This is a genomic window from Nocardia goodfellowii (assembly GCF_017875645.1).
Classification (GTDB): Bacteria; Actinomycetota; Actinomycetes; order Mycobacteriales; family Mycobacteriaceae; genus Nocardia; species Nocardia goodfellowii.
Genome location: NZ_JAGGMR010000001.1, coordinates 1,277,954 through 1,294,578, shown reverse-complemented (window position 1 = coordinate 1,294,578; position 16,625 = coordinate 1,277,954). Strand labels below are relative to the sequence as shown.

The following is a 16,625-nucleotide window of genomic DNA, read 5'->3' as shown; positions in this document are numbered from 1 at the left end:
GACTATTCGGGGGCGGCTCGTGGCTGACCCACAAGGATTTCTGAAGCACACCAAGCGGGAACTGCCCGCCCGTCGTCCGGTCGAGCTGCGGCTGATGGACTGGAAAGAGGTCTATGAGCAGGGTTTCCAGAAGGACACCCTCAAGACCCAGGCCAGCCGCTGCATGGACTGCGGTATCCCGTTCTGCCACAACGGCTGTCCGCTCGGGAACCTGATTCCCGAATGGAACGACCTGGTCTACAAGGGCCAGTGGCGTGAGGGCATCGACCGGCTGCACGCGACCAACAACTTCCCTGAATTCACCGGGCGGTTGTGCCCCGCGCCGTGTGAGGCGTCCTGCGTCCTGGGCATCAACCAGGACGCGGTGACCATCAAGCAGGTCGAGGTCGAGCTGATCGAGAACGCCTTCGACGAGGGCTGGGTGACCCCGGTTTACCCGACCCGCCTCACCGGCAAGAAGGTCGCCGTCGTCGGCTCCGGCCCGGCCGGTCTGGCCGCCGCACAGCAGCTGACCCGCGCCGGTCACACCGTGACCGTGTACGAGCGCGCCGACCGCATCGGCGGTCTGCTGCGCTACGGCATCCCGGAATTCAAGATGGAGAAGCGCTTCATCGATCGCCGGCTCGCGCAGATGGAGGCCGAGGGCACCATCTTCAAGACCGGCGTGAACGTGGGCGTCGACATCACCGCCGAGCAGCTGCGCGAGCAGTTCGACGCGGTCGTGCTCTCCGGCGGCGCCACCCTGGCCCGCGATCTGCCGATCCCGGGTCGCGAGCTGGACGGTATCCATCAGGCGATGGAGTTCCTGCCGTGGGCCAACCGCGTGCAGCTCGGCGACGATGTCACCGACGAGAACGGCCTGCCGCCGATCCACGCGCGCGGCAAGAAGGTCGTCATCATCGGCGGCGGCGACACCGGCGCGGACTGCCTGGGCACCTCGCACCGGCAGGGCGCGGCGAGCGTGCACCAGTTCGAGATCATGCCGCGGCCGCCGGAGGAGCGTGCGGGTTCCACCCCGTGGCCGACCTACCCGCTGATGTACCGGGTGTCCTCGGCGCACGAGGAGGGCGGCGAGCGGGTGTTCTCGGTCAACACCGAGCGTTTCGTCGGCGAAGACGGCAAGGTCACCGGTCTGCAGGCGCACGAGGTGAAGATGGCCAACGGCCGCTTCGAGAAGGTCGAAGGCACCGACTTCACCCTCGAGGCCGACCTGGTGCTGCTCGCCATGGGCTTCACCGGTCCCGAGAAGCCGGGTCTGCTCGAAGATCTCGGCGTCGGCTACGACCAGCGCGGCAATGTGCAGCGCGACAAGAACTGGGCCACCAACATTCCCGGCGTCTTCGTCGCCGGCGATATGGGCCGCGGCCAGTCGCTGATCGTGTGGGCCATCGCCGAGGGCCGCGCCGCGGCCGCCGCGGTGGACAACTATCTGGAGGGCGAGACCGCGCTGCCGTCGCCGGTCACCCCCACGATGGTCGCTCAGCGCTGAGCCGAAACGAATAGCCAAGGGCGCCTGCGGACTCCGGTCCGCAGGCGTTTTTGCTGTCCGGAGACGGCTCTGCGAGAGTGATCTTCGTCGGAAATCGGACATGCCGACCCGGTTTGCGTGGCGCGCAGCGCCGTTGGGCTCTAGTGTGATCAGCGGCGTGCTGCGGATCTTCGGGATGTGAGGTTCCACAGCGATATACCACCGGGTTAACCGTGCTGTTGCTCGGCGTGCACTAGTGAGTCATCCGCCGAGTTCAACATGGTTAGCGGCAACTTGTCGGGGAGCGCCCTTCACAAGAGGGCAGGTTTGAACTGGAGCAGTATGCGGTTGAAGAAGGTTGTCGCGGCCCTCGGTGTGTCCGCGACGATTGCGTCCGGCCTGGCATTCGGCAGTGGTCCCGCCGCGGCGGCCCCCGGATGCCCGAGTCTGTATGTGGTGGCGATCCCTGGCACCTGGGAAACCGGGCACGACAAGCCGCCCGGCCCCGGCATGCTGTCCGGCGTCACCAGAGGACTGCCGTCCTCCGTCGATGTCGACTACGTCACCTATGCCGCGACAGCCTTCCCTTGGGAGGGTGAGGTTTACGGCAACTCCAAGAAGGAAGCCGTCAGCAACGCGCGCGGCCTCATCAGCAATATGGCGGCCCGGTGCGGCGGGACGAAGTTCGCGCTCGTCGGCTACAGCCAGGGCGCGGACGCCGCCGGTGACCTGGCGGCCGAAATCGGCACCGGACTGAGCGTCGTCCCGGCCGACCGCGTCTCCGGTGTCGGCCTGATCTCCGACCCGCGCCGCTCACCGACCGATATCCAGGTCGGGCCGTACGCGGCCGGTGCTGGCGCCGGTGGCCCCCGAGTCGGCGGCTTCGGCTGGCTGTCCGACCGCACCCGCACCATCTGCGCGGTCGACGACCTGTACTGCGCGACGGCCACCGACGACTTCGTCACCCGCTTCGCGGGCTGGCTGGCCCAGAGCTCGGAGGCCAACCCGGCCAACATCTGGCGCTACCAGCTCGAAGCCGGAGCCATCCTCAACGATCTGATGGCGCACGGCGGCGTGCCGGTGTTGCAGTCCCAGCTCAGCGAATCCGCGAACCAGGAGCGGGCCAAGAGCCTGGAGGAGTTCTACAAGTCGCAGGCGCATCACCTGTACGGCAGCTACCACGTCGGAGGTGGGCAGACCGCGATCTCGTGGATGCGGAACTGGATCGCCGGCATGGCTTGATCACCATGCTGAACCCGGCCTCCGGCCGGGTTCAGCATGGTGATCTGCTTCGAGGTGGCATCCGGGGTCGCTTCGCTCGCCCGGATGCGTGCTGAGTCAACTGCGCTCGGGACCGTACAAAAGGCCCGCTTCCCTGAGGGGAGGCGGGCCTTTTCACTGCTAGCTGATGCTGGCGGAGCCGGTGGACGGGCGGTGGTGGAAGATCCGCGGGCCGTGGTCGGGGCCGGGATCCTCGCGGTACTCGCGGTGCTCGATGCGGGGGCCGCCGGGGTGGGCGTCGGGGCCGGGGATGATGATGGTTTGGCCGGGACGGCCGGGGTGGTCGGGGCGGCGGTCGTGGATTTCGGTGGCTTCCGGGGTCGCCTCGCCGGCGACGGTGGTCGTCTCGAATTCCACGGGGGCGTCGGTGGCGGTTTGCGCGTGGGCGGTGACGGCGAACGCGCTGAGCGGAACGGTGATCAGGGCACCGGCCACCACGAATCGGGCGGTGCGGCGACGGAATGTGGTTTTGTCGGATTGCACGTCGGTTCCTTTCTCTGGGACGGTGAGCGCCTCGCGGCGGCTCACCGGACCTATCAAAGGTTCGGACGCTGGGATGACGATGGGATGAAGCTGGCAATCAGCTGGGAGTGATCACTTCAGGTTGCGCGGCAACAGATCCCAGACGTGGCCGTTCTCGTTGACGGTCGCGGCGGTGCGGCGGCCGGTGCGGGAGAACAGGATTCGGGTGATCGAGCAGTAGTCGATCGGGAAGGTCAGCGGGCGGGCCAGGCCGAGCACTTCCTGGAGCAGCACGTTGATCACGCCACCGTGCGCGAAGGCGACGACGGTGTCGGCCGGGTCGGTGTTCGCGGCGATCTCGGTGATGGCGTCGCGCACCCGCTGGATGAAGGCCGGGCCGTCGATCTGTTCGGGCAGGTGACCGGCTTTGATCCGCTCGTAGGTCGCTTGGAATTCGGTCTTCGCGTCCTCGATCGGGATGTAGGCGGGCAGGTCGCGATCGTATTCGGCGAGGTCGTCGACGATTTCGACGGACAACCCGAGTTTGCTCGCGAGCGGGGTGGCGGTGTCCCGGGCGCGGCGCTGCGGGCTGCTCAAGATCCGGCTGACGCGGTGCTGGCTCAGCGCGGCGGGCACTCGTTCGGCCTGCTCCTGCCCGATCGGCGACAGCTCCGGATCGGCGGGGCCGGTGGCGTTGACGACGCGGAGCGGCTGGGCATGGCGGACGAGTATCAACTGCACACCACCACTCTGCCGCAAGCGGACAAACAGAACCGGCCCGGGTCGGGTGACACGGGCCGGTCGAGCGGCAGCGGGGAAGACTAGTTCTTCTTGCTGCGCTTGTAGAGCAGGTAGCCGCCGACCGCGATCGCGACGACCACGAGCAGGCAGATCAGGCCGAAGATGAGGCCGCCGCCGCCCTTCTTCTTTTTCTTGGCGGCAAGCTCCATGGCCTGGGTGTAGGTATCGGACGCCAGCAGGGTGTCCGGGTTGGCCCACACCGCGTGGTCCAGCAGGGTCGCGTTGGTCAGCAGGTCGAGGTACATATATCCATCCCCTTGTCGAAGGTGAAACGGCCTCCTCCCGGGGCCGAGTTTCCCACATTAGACGGTGCTTTCGTCCGATGTGCGTAGTTCTCCGATGCGAAATCTCACTCTGAAATCTACGCGCTCCCGTTAACGTTCATCGCGGTTTGACCAATGGGAACGGCAGCGTTTCGCGGATGCTGCGCCCGGTGATGAGCATGACCACCCGGTCCACACCCATCCCCAGGCCGCCGGTCGGCGGCATCGCGTGTTCCAGCGCCTGCAGGAAATCCTCGTCCAATTCCATGGCGTCGGGGTCGCCGTTGGCCGCGAGCACGGACTGCTCGGTGAGCCGGCGGCGCTGTTCCACCGGATCGGTGAGTTCGCTGTAGGCCGTACCCAATTCCACGCCCCACGCCACCAGATCCCAGCGCTCCGCGACACCGGGAATGCTGCGGTGCGCGCGGGTCAGCGGGGACACCGACGTCGGGAAGTCGATGTAGAACGTGGGTTCCTCGGTACGCGACTCGACCAGGTGTTCATACATTTCCAGGACGATCTGACCGGCGTCCCAGCCGTGCTGATAGGGCACCTCGGCTTTGTCGCAGAGTTCGCGCAGTTCCGCCACGGTCGTCTCCGGGGTGATCTCGGCGCCGATGGCCTCCGACACCGCGCCGTGCACGGTCTTCACCGCCCAGTCACCGGAGATGTCGACCTCGTCGAAGGTGCCGTCCGCGCCGGGGCGCAGCGCGACCATCTTCCCGTTGGCCGCGATCGCCGCGTGCTGGATCAGCTGACGGCAGGTGTCCATCATCCGCTGGTAGTCGCTGTGCGCCTCATAGGCTTCCAGGATCGTGAATTCCGGATTGTGGCTGAAGTCCACGCCTTCGTTGCGGAAGGTGCGGCCCAATTCGAAGACCTTCTCCATGCCGCCCACACACAGCCGCTTCAAATAGAGTTCGGGCGCGATTCGCAGGTACAGGTCCAGATCGTAGGCGTTGATATGGGTGACGAACGGTGTCGCGTTGGCGCCGCCGTGCACCTGCTGCAGGATCGGCGTCTCCACCTCGAGGTAGCCGAGGGCGTTCAGCGAGTCCCGCAGCGAGCGCACCACCGCGCTGCGTTTGGCCAGGATCTCCCGGGTTTCCGGATTGATCGCCATGTCGACGTAGCGCTGGCGCACCCGCGCTTCGGGGTCGGAGAGCCCTTTCCACTTGTCCGGCAACGGATGCAGGCACTTGCCGTTCATCCGCCAGTCCGCGGCCAGCAGGGATAGCTCGCCGCGGCGGCTGGTGCCGATCTTGCCGCTCACTTCGATCAGATCGCCGAGGTCAAAGAACTCGGTGAACTCGGCGCTGCGTTCCGCGCCGACCCGGTCCCGGTCGATGACCAGCTGGATATCGTCGGACCAGTCCCGCACCACCGCGAAGATGACGCCGCCGTAGTCGCGAATCCGCAACAGCCGGCCGCAAATTCGGACTGTGGTGCCGCGCGGTGAGCGCCGGGCCGCCGCCACGGTGTGCGTCGGCGGATAGGCGGTGGGGTAGGCGTCGACGCCCGCGGCGTTGAGCCGGTCGAGTTTGTCCATCCGGACCCGGACCTGCTCGGGCCGGCGTGGGAGTTGTTCCTCCACTTCGAGTTCCGGCGGTTCCGGCGCGCTGCCGTCGGCGTGCAGACCCGTCATGGTCGGCGGTACGGCACTGTGCAAACCGGTGTGCGCGACGGTTTCGGGGTCGCGTCCCAGTCGCGGCAGGAACCCTTCGGCCAGCGCGCTGGCGAGGGCGACGCGAGGCAGATGCCGGCGCTCCTCGAACAGGAAGAACCGCGGGACCCAGTGCGGGCCGTACTTCACATTCGACCGGTACAGCGCTTCCAGCTGCCACCATCGCGAAAAGAACAGCAGCACACCGCGCCACATCCGCAGCACCGGTCCGGCGCCGATCCGCGCACCCTCCTCGAACACCGACCGGAACACCGCGAAGTTCAACGACACCTTGGTGATGCCGTGCTGTTCGGAGGTCAGCGCCAGCTGGGAGATCATCAGCTCCATGACGCCGTTGGGTCCGTTCGGATCCCGGCGCATCAGCTCCAGCGACGCACCGGTGCGGCCCCAGGGCACCAGCGAAAGCATGCCGAGCACGTCATCGTGACTGTTCACCGCTTCCACGAGGAGGCAGTCGCCGTCGAGCGGGTCACCGAGACGGCCCAGCGCCATGGAGAAACCACGTTCGGTCTCGGTGTCCCGCCAGGTGTCGGCCCGCGCGATCACCTGCGGGAACTCCTCGGCCGGAATGTCGCGATGGCGTCGGATCCGCACGGTCACACCGTGTTTGCGCAACCGGTTCGCCGCCTGGCGGACCTGCTTGAGTTCCGGCCCGGCCAGGGAGAAGCCGCGGGTGTCGAGGATGGCCTCGTCGCCGAGCCGCAGCGCCGAGAGCCCGGCCCGGCGGTAGGCGGTCGCGCCCAGTTCGCTCGCGCCCATGACCGCCGGCGCCCAGCCGAACTGGTCGGCTTGGCGCAGCCAGGCGTCGATCGCCTGCGGCCAGGCCTCGCGGATGCCGATCGGGTCACCGCTGGCCAGACAGACCCCGAGTTCGACGCGATAGGTGATCGCCGCCTTGCCGCTGGGCGCGAACACCACCGCCTTGTCGCGGCGGGTGGCGAAGTAGCCGAGCGAGTCCTCGACGTCGGAGCGTTCCAGCAGCCCGCGGATCGCGGATTCGTCGGTTCCGGTCATCGCGTTGTCCGCGCGCTGCGACCGCAGCAGCACGATCACCGCCGCCAGCAACGCGATCGCGCCGAACAGGCCGAGCAGGAAGTTCACGAATTGGTGTGGGCGGCCGTCGAAATGCTCGTTGTCCACCAGCACCGCGGCCGTCACCCGGTAGACCGCCCAGCCCGGACGCTGCCAGCCGGTCGGCAGTGTGCCGGGGAACAGTTCCACCAGGCCCCAGCCGAGCAGGCAACCGGCCGCGAGCCCACCCGCCAACACCCCCAGCGCTTTCCAGCCCGCCCCGGAGCGCACCCGGGTGTAGAACTCCCGCCACGCCGCGAGCAGCACACCCAGCACGATGACGTGCACGACCAGCGCCACCAGGGCGTGCATGCTGCCGCTGGTGGCGAAGTCGAGCGCATTGGCCACCGACCACAGCACCAGGTAGCCGACGAGCAGCGACCAGGCGATGCGTTTCCGGCTGGCGACCGCACCGGCCAGCAGTCCGACGATGAGCGCCCACATCAGGTTCGTTTCGGGCGCGTCGATATAGAAGTCGTCGATGTAGTGCCGTGGTACGTGGGTCAGGAAACGGAAGCCGGGGGAGAGACTCCACAGAAAACAGATAACCGCGAACACACCCAGGAAGGTCGCGGTGACATGCGGGACGTCGGTGAGGCGTCCGTGGCCGCGATGGGGGATGGCAGTGGGTGTAGCCGACGGGGTGGCGGAACGCCGCGGGACAGCGGGATTCGATCTTTCAGGCGGGTGTTCGGTGCTGCGGTGCCCGGCTTGCGTGGAAGTCACCGAACCAGTGTGTACGGTCCGGCCGCTCCGAGCCGCCATCACCGCCCGGGATGTCGGCACTCGGCGCGTCCCACAAGCGTGTCGGTCGTCACGGTGGCTGATCGGCGGCGCCTTGCGTGGGGGTGGGCGTTCCGGTCGGTTCGGCGGCAAGGTAAGCATGTAGCCATGTCAGATCCAGTCGAAGTGCCGATCGAGGACGAGGGAATTCGGCTCGGCCAGTTTCTGAAGCTGGCCAACCTGATCGATTCCGGATCCGAGGCCAAGACCGTGATCGCCAACGGTCTGGTCCGAGTCAACGACGAAGTGGAACTACGGCGCGGACGGCAACTGGTCGTCGGCGACGTCGTCACCCTCGCCGGCCGCCGGGCCATCGTCTCGGTGTAACCGGCGGCACCGTGTGTGCGCGGCCGCTGCGACGGCCGCGAACAGGTCACTCCCCGAGTCGTGCTTTCACGATTCCGCGCGCACCACGACGCCGTCGTGGTCGCTGTAGAGCATGTCGCCCGGCGTGAAGGTGACGCCGCCGAACTCGACCGGCACATCCTTCTCGCCGCTGCCGGTCTGGGTGCTCTTACGCGGGTTGGTGCCCAGCGCCTTGACGCCGATGTCGAGAGTGCGCAGGATCGCCGAATCCCGCACCGCGCCATTGACGATGACACCGGCCCAGCCGTTGTCCACGCCCCGGCCGGCGATGATGTCGCCGACGAGCGCGGTGTGCACGCTGGCGCCGCCGTCGACCACCAGCACCCCGCCGTTGCCCGGCTCGCTCAGCGTCTGCTTGACGAGCAGGTTGTCCTGGAAGCAGCGGATGGTGGTGATCCGGCCGGAAAACGCCTCGCGTCCGCCGAACTGAATGAACTGGGTATCACAGCTGCGAATGTCCGGGCCGATCTCGTCGGCGAGGTCCGCGGTGGCAACAACATTCGATTCGGTCATGGGGTCAGCTTAGGCCTGTGACCTGGGTCGCAGTGCTGCCACGGCACTCCTCGGGCCGCTGCGCCGTCCGTCAGTGGGCGTCGGATTGCTCGGCGCGCGCGGCGTGGAACTCGGCGATCTGCTTGATCAGGTTCTCGGTGGTGTGCTTGACCGCGATCTTCACGAACGGCTCGATGGTGCGGCCCAGCGCCTTACCGGCGAGACCGCCCGGCACCCGGTAGTCGACGACGGCGTCGATGGTGCACTGGCCGTCGCCCTTCGGGTGGAACCGGAAGGTGGAGTGGATCTCGAAACCCTTGATGGTGGTGATGCCGATGACGGCGTTCTCTTCCCACTTGTCCACCTCGACGCGCGACTTCAGTGAGGCGGGACCGAGTTTCACGTGACCGTCGAACGCCGCGCCGATGCCCTCGACCTGCGCGCCGACCGGCGTGAACGACTGGATGCCGTACAGGAACTTGGTCAGATTGCGGTAGTCGTTCAGGTACGCGAACGCGGATTCGGCCGATGCCGCACAGGGTTCGATGATCTTGACTTCGGTCATGCGGGCCACTGTAACTGGTTCTATAGCGGGTTGCTCTTCAGGCGGTGACGGCCAAAGTGGCCGCCAAACCGAAGGCGAAAGCCATCACCACGACCTCGCCGACCGCCCGGCGCAGCGACGCTATCGCGGTCATCCGATGGTCGGCGGCCCGGCGCACCCAGGTGCGCCGCCACCACCAGCCCAGGGCCAGCAGACCCATCAGCACAACGGCTTTCGCGAGCAGAATGCGGCCGTATCCGGTGGTCACCAGCGGGGTGATACCGCCCACCCGCACCAAACCGTTGACCAGGCCGGTGCCGCCGACCGCGGCGGCCAACGGCAGCGCGAGCGTCGAATAGCGGGGGAGCACCACCGCCCACGCCCCGCGGGTGCGCACGACCAGCGCCAGGGCGACGAGCAGACCGAACCACGCCGCCGCCGCGAGCGCGTGCACCGCCGCCAGCACCGACCCGAACGGTTGCTGGGACATGTGACCGGTGATCGGCCGCAACGCCGCTGCGACAGCGGCGAAGACGAGCACCAGATCGGTGGACGCCGAATCCGGACGCCGGAACGACAACGCCGCGTAACCCGCGACCACCGCGGTACCGACCAGGACCGCGATGCCGATCTGCCCGCCACTGAGATCGGTCAGGAAGGTGCCGAACTGGCCCGCGCGGAGTTGCCGCACGGGCACGCCCACCACCTCCGCCGCATCGAACACGAGCAGCACGGCCTCGGCGAGGCACCACAGTCCGGCCAGCACGGCCAACGGCCGCCACGGTGGGTCGAGCCGTTCGTGCAGCCGCGGCAGGGCGGCCAGGCCGAGCACCGTCGCGCCGAGGCAGTCGGCGAGCATCCGAACCGCTGCCTCCGCGGTCGCGGAATCCTGATCGGCCAGCGCCCAGGCCAGGACGACGCCGAGCAGCCCGGCCGGGACGAGCAACAGCATCGTGCCCGCGTCCCGGCCGCCGCTGACGCCACTCACTTCTGGGCTTTGCCTCTGCCGCCGAACAGCGCGAACGCGAGACCGCCGCCGAACAGCACGACCGCACCCGCGATGAAGACCCACAGCGGAATCCCGCCGTCCCCCTCGTCGCCGGTGCCCGTCGACTTGGCGTCCGCGCGCGGACCAGGGGTGCCGGTACCGGCCTTGGTCAGCGTGAATGTCCGGGTGCCGCTGACCGGATGGCCGTCGGCGGAGGTGACCCGGAAGGCGACGGTGTACTCCCCGGCGGGACCGAGATCACCGACCTCCATGCTGATGGTGTTGCCCGCCACCACCGGCTGCCCCTTGGACCACAGGTTGCGGTCCGGCGGGCCCACCACGGTCAGGGACTGGAAGGTGGGCTGCAGCTCCTCGTTGAAGGTGATGGAGACCTTGCCTGGGCTGGCGTCGATGCTGGCTCCGTCGGCGGGCACGCTGGCGATCGGCGCGGAGTGCGCCGCCGCGGAACCCGCGCCGACCACACTGAAGCCGAGCAGCAGCAGGCCCGCGCCCAGTGCGCCGAGTACCCGAGTGCTTATGGCGCGCTTCATGACTTGCGTCCACGGAGGACATTGCCGAGGCCGAGCGCGACCGCGAGAATGCCGAGCGCGAGGCCGGCGCCGCCGAGCCAGCGGGCGGTGTCGTCGGTGGCCTCCGGTGCGCTCGCCGCGCTGTCGTCGACCTTGTGACCGTTCTCGGTGTCGTCCTGGCCGGCCGCCAAAGTCAGTGTGGGCGCGGGGTGTTCGGGTTCGGAGCCGTCGGAGTGCGCGGGCTGATCCCAGGCCACGACCTTGCCGTCGCTGTAGGTCTGCTTGGCAGGGAAGGACACCGTCTCCTGTTTGGGCAGCGGGCCCACCGACAGCACGAAGCGCTGGAACTGACCCGGCCCGACTCCCGGATTACCGGGATCCGCGGTCCAGGTCACCGCGACGGCTTCCTTCTTGTCGTTCTTCTCGACCTTGACTGTCCAGCCCGGAATCGGCTCGCTACGAGCGCTTTTCAGGTTCGGCAGGGTGACGGTGAGCGCGGTGGTCGAGGCCGTGTCCGATTCGGTCGGCACCCGGAAGGTCGCGACCGAATACTTCCCCTGCTGGGCGCCCGGAGCGTCCACGGTGACGTGTGCGGCGGCCGGACCGCCGGCGAGCAATACCAGGCCGACGGCGGGGACCACCGCGCCGCAGGCACGCAGAACAGAACTACGCATGATGAAAGACTTTCTCTCCGAATGAAATGCGGAACCGGTGCGGTGAATCAGGCCGGGACCGGCGGCGCGCGCGGACCGATCGCGCCATTCGGAGAGAAGCGGTAGGAAACGCGGGCCGGGGCGGGCCAGCCGGCGCTCGAGCTAGTGCGCCGGAGGCTGTGCGGCCGCGTCAGCACGCGCCGGATCGCGCCCGAGGCAACGAGATACAACCGCTGCGCCAGCAGGATGAGCGCGGCGCAGACCAGCGTGGCTACCACGTGCGCGGCGGGCATCCACCAGCCGGGCAGCCGCGTCGCGGTGGTTTCGTGAGCATGCGAATGCAGGCCGGAAAGCACGCTGTGACCGGCATATTGGCCCGCGGCGAGCATGGCGAGCACACCGGCACGACGATGGCCGGCCGGCGCCGCCGCCGCGGCGCCACCGGTGAGCGCGGCGACCAGCAAGACCAAGGTGGCTTCCACGGAATCGGGGAAAGCGCCGCCCGCCGCCCCATGCGCGGCGATAGCGAGTGCGGCGCTCATCGCACCGACAACCGAACCGGTCGAAACCCGTTGCGGCGTCACATCGCCACGGCGACCGCTGACCACCGGACCGGTCAGCTCACGCCGAGGCGGGCCAGCACCTCTGTTTCGATGGTGGTCAGTTCGTGCGCGATCGAGGTGTGCACGGCGCGGCGGCGCGCGGCCGGCATCTGCTCGGCGGTGCGCACGGCGGCGCTGAGGCTGTCCAGGCGATCGCGGGTGGCCAGGGAGAACTCACCCTGATCGGTGATTTTCGTCAGGCTCGCTTCGATATTCGCGATACGGGCGTGCAACTTCCCGCCGTGCCCGCTGAAATCGCCGAGCTGGTCGATGCCGATGCCGAGCTGCTGGGCGCGGCGGGCGTCGAGCTGGGCGCGGACCATGGTGGCGGCGCGGTAGGCCAGCGGCGCGAGCACCGGCACCAGGATGCGGGCGACGCCGAGATACTTGCGGACCTGGGCCGCGCTGAACGGGTCGCGCTCGGCCTTGGCCGCCAGCTTCTGGGCGGCCTTCTCCTCGGCCTGGAACGCGGCGATCTGCGCCTTCGCGACCTCGCGCTGGGTGCGAGTTTCCGCGCGCTTGGCCTTGCGGGTGATCTTCGCCCCGTACTTGGCCTCCAACGCGGCCTTGTGCTTGAGGGCTTTCGCCTCGGCCCGGCGGCTCGGCCGCCGCTTGCGCTTCGTGAACAACCCCATCGAAGGCCCTCCGTCATGCTGGTTCGCCATGGCGGATCGACGTGCACAAACGCCCGTCCGCCCATGTCACACGGTCTGTCAGTACCCTATCGGTTCCCTGGGCTCCGCTGCCATCGGGTGAACCCGAGCATGTCGTCCGCGGCGGTCCGGGGAACACCGCCAGTGGGTACAGCTGCGGGACATGTCAGGGGTAGGGACCATACTTGCGTATGTGTATTCGGGCATCGATGACCGCGACGGTCGCAACAACGACGCTTCGGCCGCGGCTCGGCCGGCGGGCATCGCTGCCTCCGACCACGGTGTTCCGGTCGCCTACATCGATGCGCGCGCGTTGATCGGCTGCCGCCATCGGTTGCATCTGGATGCCGCTTTTCCCCGCGAGCTGACCGGGGTGGTGGAGGATCCGGGCGTGCGCCAGCGCCGTGAGGCCGCCGCCGCGCATCGGCACCGGGTGCGCGACGCCTTGATCGCCGCGGATCCCGGCAGCTGGGTCGTCATCGATCCCACGCTTCCCGCCCGCGCCCGCGCCGAAGCCACGATGGCGGCCTGCGAGGCCGCGACACATCACATTTGGGGCGCTCTGCTACCGCAGGAAGCCGATACCGGCAGACGCGGCGGCGCGGAAATCCTGCTGCGCGATCTGGACCGCGGCGGCTATATCCCGATCATCGTGGTCAACCACAAGGTCACCGACCCGCGGCGTCCCGAACCCGCCGACTTCCACCCCATCACCTCCGATCCGTACAGGTGGGATCCGAAACCCGATCCCACCCGCAAGCTCCGCCAGCAGCCCCGCGATCAGCAGCGGCTCGCGCATCTCTACCGGATGCTGCAGCGCCACGGCCTGGCCAGTCCGGCGCTGGTCGGCGGTGTCATCGGTTATCACCTGGATCGGATCCTGGTGCACGAGATCGGCCCGCTGCTCGACGATTACGACCACCGCTACGCCGATCGCATCGCCGTGGTGCGCGGCGAACTGCCGACGATTCCGTCGAAGGTTCCGGAGTGCCGGCAGTGCCCGTGGTGGAACCGCGCCGCGCCGGGGTTGAGCAGCTGCGCCGACTGGCTGGCCGAGCACCGTGATGTCAGCTTGGTCGCGCCGGGTTCGCGCGCGGAAGTGCTGCGCGCGCACGGTGTGCAGACCATCGACGACCTCGCGGGCTGGACCGGCGAGGATCCCGACGACTGGCAGCACGGCCCGTTCGACGAGGCGGTCGTCACCGCCCGCGCCTGGATCGCGAACGCGCCGCTGGTGCGCCGGGTGGACCGGGTGTGGGTGAAGCGCGCCGACGTCGAGGTGGATGTCGACTTGGAGAGCTACCAGGAATACGGCGCCTATCTGTGGGGCACGCTGCTGGACGGGGTGTACCGCCCGTTCGTCACTTGGGATCCGCTGCCCACCGAAGACGAGGGCCGCTCCTTCGCCGAGTTCTGGACCTGGCTGATGCAGGTGCGTGCCGAGGCCGCCATGGCCGGGAAAACCTTTGCCGCCTACTGCTATTCGCGCACCGCCGAGGACAAGTGGCTCTACGAGTCGGCGCGCCGGTTCGCCGGTCAGCCGGGTGTGCCGACGGTCGATCAGATCCGCGCGTTCGTCGACGGCCCGGAATGGGTGGACATGTTCCAGGCCGTCTCCGATCAGTTCATCTGCCCGGCCGGTAAGGGTTTGAAGAAGATCGCGCCGGTCGCGGGGTTCGCCTGGCGTGATCCGGAGGCCGGCGGCGAGGCGTCGATGAGCTGGTATCGCCTGGCGGTCGGATACGACGGTGCGCCGGACATGTCCCAGCGCACCCGGCTGCTCGAGTACAACGAGGACGACGTGCGCGCCACCATGGTGCTGCGCGAATGGATGTGCCCGAAAGAGCCGACGGCGCACAGCGCGGACCTGGAAGTTCCCGGCCTGGAAGATTTCACGGTCCGTGTCGGACCTTGAGTCGGGGACGCTAATATTTCGGGCGTGACAGAGCACGTCGAAAAACTCGAGTTCCAGGCCGAGACGCATCAGCTCCTCGAGCTGATGATCCACTCGGTCTACTCCAACAAAGACACGTTCCTGCGGGAGCTGATCTCGAACGCTTCCGACGCCCTGGACAAGCTGCGGCTGGAGTCCTACAAGGACAAGGATCTGCATGTCGATACCTCCGACCTGCACATCGAGCTGGAGGTCGACAAGCAGGCGCGGGTCCTGACGGTCCGGGACAACGGCATCGGCATGTCCCGTGCCGAGGTCGTCGACCTGATCGGCACCCTTGCCAAGTCCGGCACCGCGGAACTGCGTAAGCAACTCAACGAAACCAAGTCCGAGGCGGCCGCCGAAGAACTCATCGGCCAGTTCGGCATCGGCTTCTACTCCACCTTCATGGTCGCCGACAAGGTCGTCCTGACCACCCGCAAGGCGGGCGAAACCGAGGGCACCCGTTGGGAATCGGCCGCGGGCAGCTCCACCTACACCATCGAGACCGTCGAGGACGCTCCGCAGGGCACCGCGGTCACCCTGCACCTGAAGCCGGCCGACGAGGACGATCACCTCTTCGACTACACCCTGGAGTGGAAGCTCCGCGAGATCGTCAAGAAGTACTCCGACTTCATCGCCTGGCCGATCCGGATGACGGTGGAGCGCACGGTCACCGAGGGTGAGGGGGAGGAGAAGACCGAGAAGACGGTCACCGAGGAGCAGACCCTCAACTCCATGAAGGCGCTGTGGACTCGCCCCAAGAGCGAGGTCAGCGACGAGGAGTACAAGGAGTTCTACCGGCACGTCAGCCACGGCTGGGACGATCCGCTGGAGATCATCCCGCTCAAGGCCGAGGGCACCTTCGAATATCAGGCGCTGCTGTTCATTCCGTCGCACGCGCCGTTCGACCTGTTCACCCGCGGGCACAAGCGCGGCGTGCAGCTCTACGTCAAGCGGGTGTTCATCATGGACAACTGCGAAGAGCTGATGCCGGAGTACCTGCGCTTCATCAAGGGCGTGGTGGACGCGCAGGATCTGTCGCTCAACGTGTCCCGCGAGATCCTGCAGCAGGACCGGCAGATCCAGATGATCCGCAAGCGCCTGGTCAAGAAGGTGCTTTCGACGGTCAAGGATCTGCGCAACGCCGAGGACCAGACCAACTACCAGACCTTCTGGAAGGAATTCGGCCGCGTCCTCAAGGAGGGCCTGCTCTCGGATTTCGACAACCGCGAGACCATCCTGCAGGTCAGCTCGTTCGCTTCGACGCACTCCGAGTCCGAGCTCACCACCCTGGCGCAGTATCTGGAGCGGATGCCCGAGGGTCAGGAGCAGATCTACTACATGACCGGCGAGAGCCGGCAGCAGATCGAATCCTCCCCGCACATCGAGGCTTTCAAGGCCAAGGGCCGCGAGGTGCTGATCCTCACCGATCCGGTGGACGAGATGTGGGTCAGCTCGGTGACCGAGTTCGAGGGCAAGCAGTTCCAGTCCATCGCCAAGGGCGAGGTCGATCTGGAGACCGAGGAGGAGAAGAAGGCCTCCGAGGCGCTGCGCGAACAGCAGGACAAGGATTACGCCGACGTGCTGACCTGGCTCGGCAAGACGCTGGACGAGAGCGTCAAGGAGGTGCGCCTCACCAACCGGCTCACCACCTCGCCGGCCTGTCTGGTCGGTGACGTCTTCGACTTCACGCCGATGCTGGAGCGGATGTACCGGGCGTCGGGTCAGATCGTGCCGGAGTCGAAGCGAATCTTGGAGCTGAATCCGACACACCCGCTGGTCAACGGGCTGAAGGAGGCGTATTTCGCCCGCAAGGACGACGCCGACGAGGGCAAGGTGCCCGAGCTCACCGAGACTGCCGAATTGCTTTACGGCACCGCGGTTCTGGCCGAGGGCGGCGAGTTGAAGGATCCGGCGCGGTTCGCGCATATCCTCACCGACCGGCTGACGCGCACGCTCTGAGAAGTTCTGGTTACGAATGGCCGCTCCCTCGGGGGCGGCCATTCGCCGTCATCAGGGTTTTGACCGGGGTATTCCCTGATAACAGA

General features: G+C 67.6%; 16 protein-coding genes. 5 read left to right on the top strand and 11 right to left on the bottom strand.

All coding sequences use genetic code 11. The features are described from left to right. Positions 1-19: 19 nt before the first annotated feature. Positions 20-1,489 (top strand): glutamate synthase subunit beta, encoded by a 1,470-nt coding sequence (locus BJ987_RS05445; protein WP_209885250.1) that lies wholly within the window; start codon positions 20-22, stop codon positions 1,487-1,489. Between the two features lie 321 nt (positions 1,490-1,810). Continuing rightward, complete coding sequence (locus BJ987_RS05440) at positions 1,811-2,710, top strand: cutinase family protein (RefSeq protein WP_209885248.1); 900 nt, start codon at positions 1,811-1,813, stop codon at positions 2,708-2,710. 159 nt (positions 2,711-2,869) lie between these two features. Here BJ987_RS05440 and BJ987_RS05435 read toward each other — a convergent pair whose 3' ends face one another. From BJ987_RS05435 to lysX, 4 genes are all read right to left on the bottom strand, one after another. Next, positions 2,870-3,232 carry a hypothetical protein gene (locus BJ987_RS05435; RefSeq protein ID WP_209885246.1) on the bottom strand — a complete coding sequence of 121 codons (363 nt, stop codon included), beginning with the start codon at positions 3,230-3,232 and terminating at the stop codon, positions 2,870-2,872. A 111-nt stretch (positions 3,233-3,343) separates the two neighbouring features. Beyond that, the gene (locus tag BJ987_RS05430) at positions 3,344-3,952 is read right to left on the bottom strand and encodes a histidine phosphatase family protein (protein WP_209885244.1); all 609 of its coding nucleotides are present in this window, start codon (positions 3,950-3,952) and stop codon (positions 3,344-3,346) included. 80 nt (positions 3,953-4,032) lie between these two features. After that, the gene (locus BJ987_RS05425; RefSeq protein ID WP_209885242.1) at positions 4,033-4,257 is read right to left on the bottom strand and encodes a hypothetical protein; all 225 of its coding nucleotides are present in this window, start codon (positions 4,255-4,257) and stop codon (positions 4,033-4,035) included. Positions 4,258-4,393: 136 nt separating this feature from the next. Then, positions 4,394-7,756, bottom strand: coding sequence for a bifunctional lysylphosphatidylglycerol synthetase/lysine--tRNA ligase LysX (gene lysX / locus BJ987_RS05420; RefSeq protein WP_372446841.1), 3,363 nt, complete (start codon positions 7,754-7,756; stop codon positions 4,394-4,396). Between the two features lie 165 nt (positions 7,757-7,921). Between lysX and BJ987_RS05415 the strand changes: the two genes are divergently transcribed. Next, positions 7,922-8,140, top strand: a complete 219-nt coding sequence (locus BJ987_RS05415) for an RNA-binding S4 domain-containing protein (RefSeq protein ID WP_209885240.1) — start codon at positions 7,922-7,924, stop codon at positions 8,138-8,140. A gap of 66 nt (positions 8,141-8,206) precedes the next feature. On the opposite strand, the gene rraA is transcribed toward BJ987_RS05415, so the two are convergent. The 7 genes from rraA to BJ987_RS05380 all read right to left on the bottom strand — a co-directional run bounded on the left by rraA (position 8,207) and on the right by BJ987_RS05380 (position 12,623). Further along, the gene (gene rraA, locus BJ987_RS05410; RefSeq protein WP_209885238.1) at positions 8,207-8,692 is read right to left on the bottom strand and encodes a ribonuclease E activity regulator RraA; all 486 of its coding nucleotides are present in this window, start codon (positions 8,690-8,692) and stop codon (positions 8,207-8,209) included. 70 nt (positions 8,693-8,762) lie between these two features. Continuing rightward, on the bottom strand, positions 8,763-9,236 hold the full coding sequence (locus tag BJ987_RS05405; RefSeq protein WP_209885236.1) for an SRPBCC family protein: 474 nt from the start codon (positions 9,234-9,236) through the stop codon (positions 8,763-8,765). Between the two features lie 37 nt (positions 9,237-9,273). After that, complete coding sequence (locus BJ987_RS05400) at positions 9,274-10,167, bottom strand: CopD family protein (protein ID WP_209897880.1); 894 nt, start codon at positions 10,165-10,167, stop codon at positions 9,274-9,276. Between the two features lie 32 nt (positions 10,168-10,199). Next, positions 10,200-10,754: a copper resistance CopC family protein gene (locus tag BJ987_RS05395; protein WP_209885234.1), complete on the bottom strand. Its 555-nt coding sequence runs from the start codon at positions 10,752-10,754 to the stop codon at positions 10,200-10,202. Beyond that, complete coding sequence (locus BJ987_RS05390; protein ID WP_209885232.1) at positions 10,751-11,407, bottom strand: YcnI family copper-binding membrane protein; 657 nt, start codon at positions 11,405-11,407, stop codon at positions 10,751-10,753. Before BJ987_RS05390 ends, BJ987_RS05395 begins: the two co-directional genes overlap by 4 nt. A 47-nt stretch (positions 11,408-11,454) precedes the next feature. Beyond that, entirely contained in the window at positions 11,455-11,928 is a 474-nt protein-coding gene (locus tag BJ987_RS05385; RefSeq protein WP_209885230.1) for a hypothetical protein, read from the bottom strand. Positions 11,929-12,002: 74 nt separating this feature from the next. Continuing rightward, positions 12,003-12,623 (bottom strand): DUF6474 family protein, encoded by a 621-nt coding sequence (locus BJ987_RS05380; protein WP_209885228.1) that lies wholly within the window; start codon positions 12,621-12,623, stop codon positions 12,003-12,005. A gap of 211 nt (positions 12,624-12,834) precedes the next feature. On the opposite strand from BJ987_RS05380, the gene BJ987_RS05375 reads away from it, so the two are divergent. Together BJ987_RS05375 and htpG are read left to right on the top strand one after the other, a co-directional pair. Beyond that, on the top strand, positions 12,835-14,556 hold the full coding sequence (locus BJ987_RS05375) for a TM0106 family RecB-like putative nuclease (RefSeq protein ID WP_307869493.1): 1,722 nt from the start codon (positions 12,835-12,837) through the stop codon (positions 14,554-14,556). 24 nt (positions 14,557-14,580) lie between these two features. Beyond that, positions 14,581-16,539 (top strand): molecular chaperone HtpG, encoded by a 1,959-nt coding sequence (gene htpG / locus BJ987_RS05370; protein WP_209885224.1) that lies wholly within the window; start codon positions 14,581-14,583, stop codon positions 16,537-16,539. Positions 16,540-16,625 lie beyond the last annotated feature (86 nt).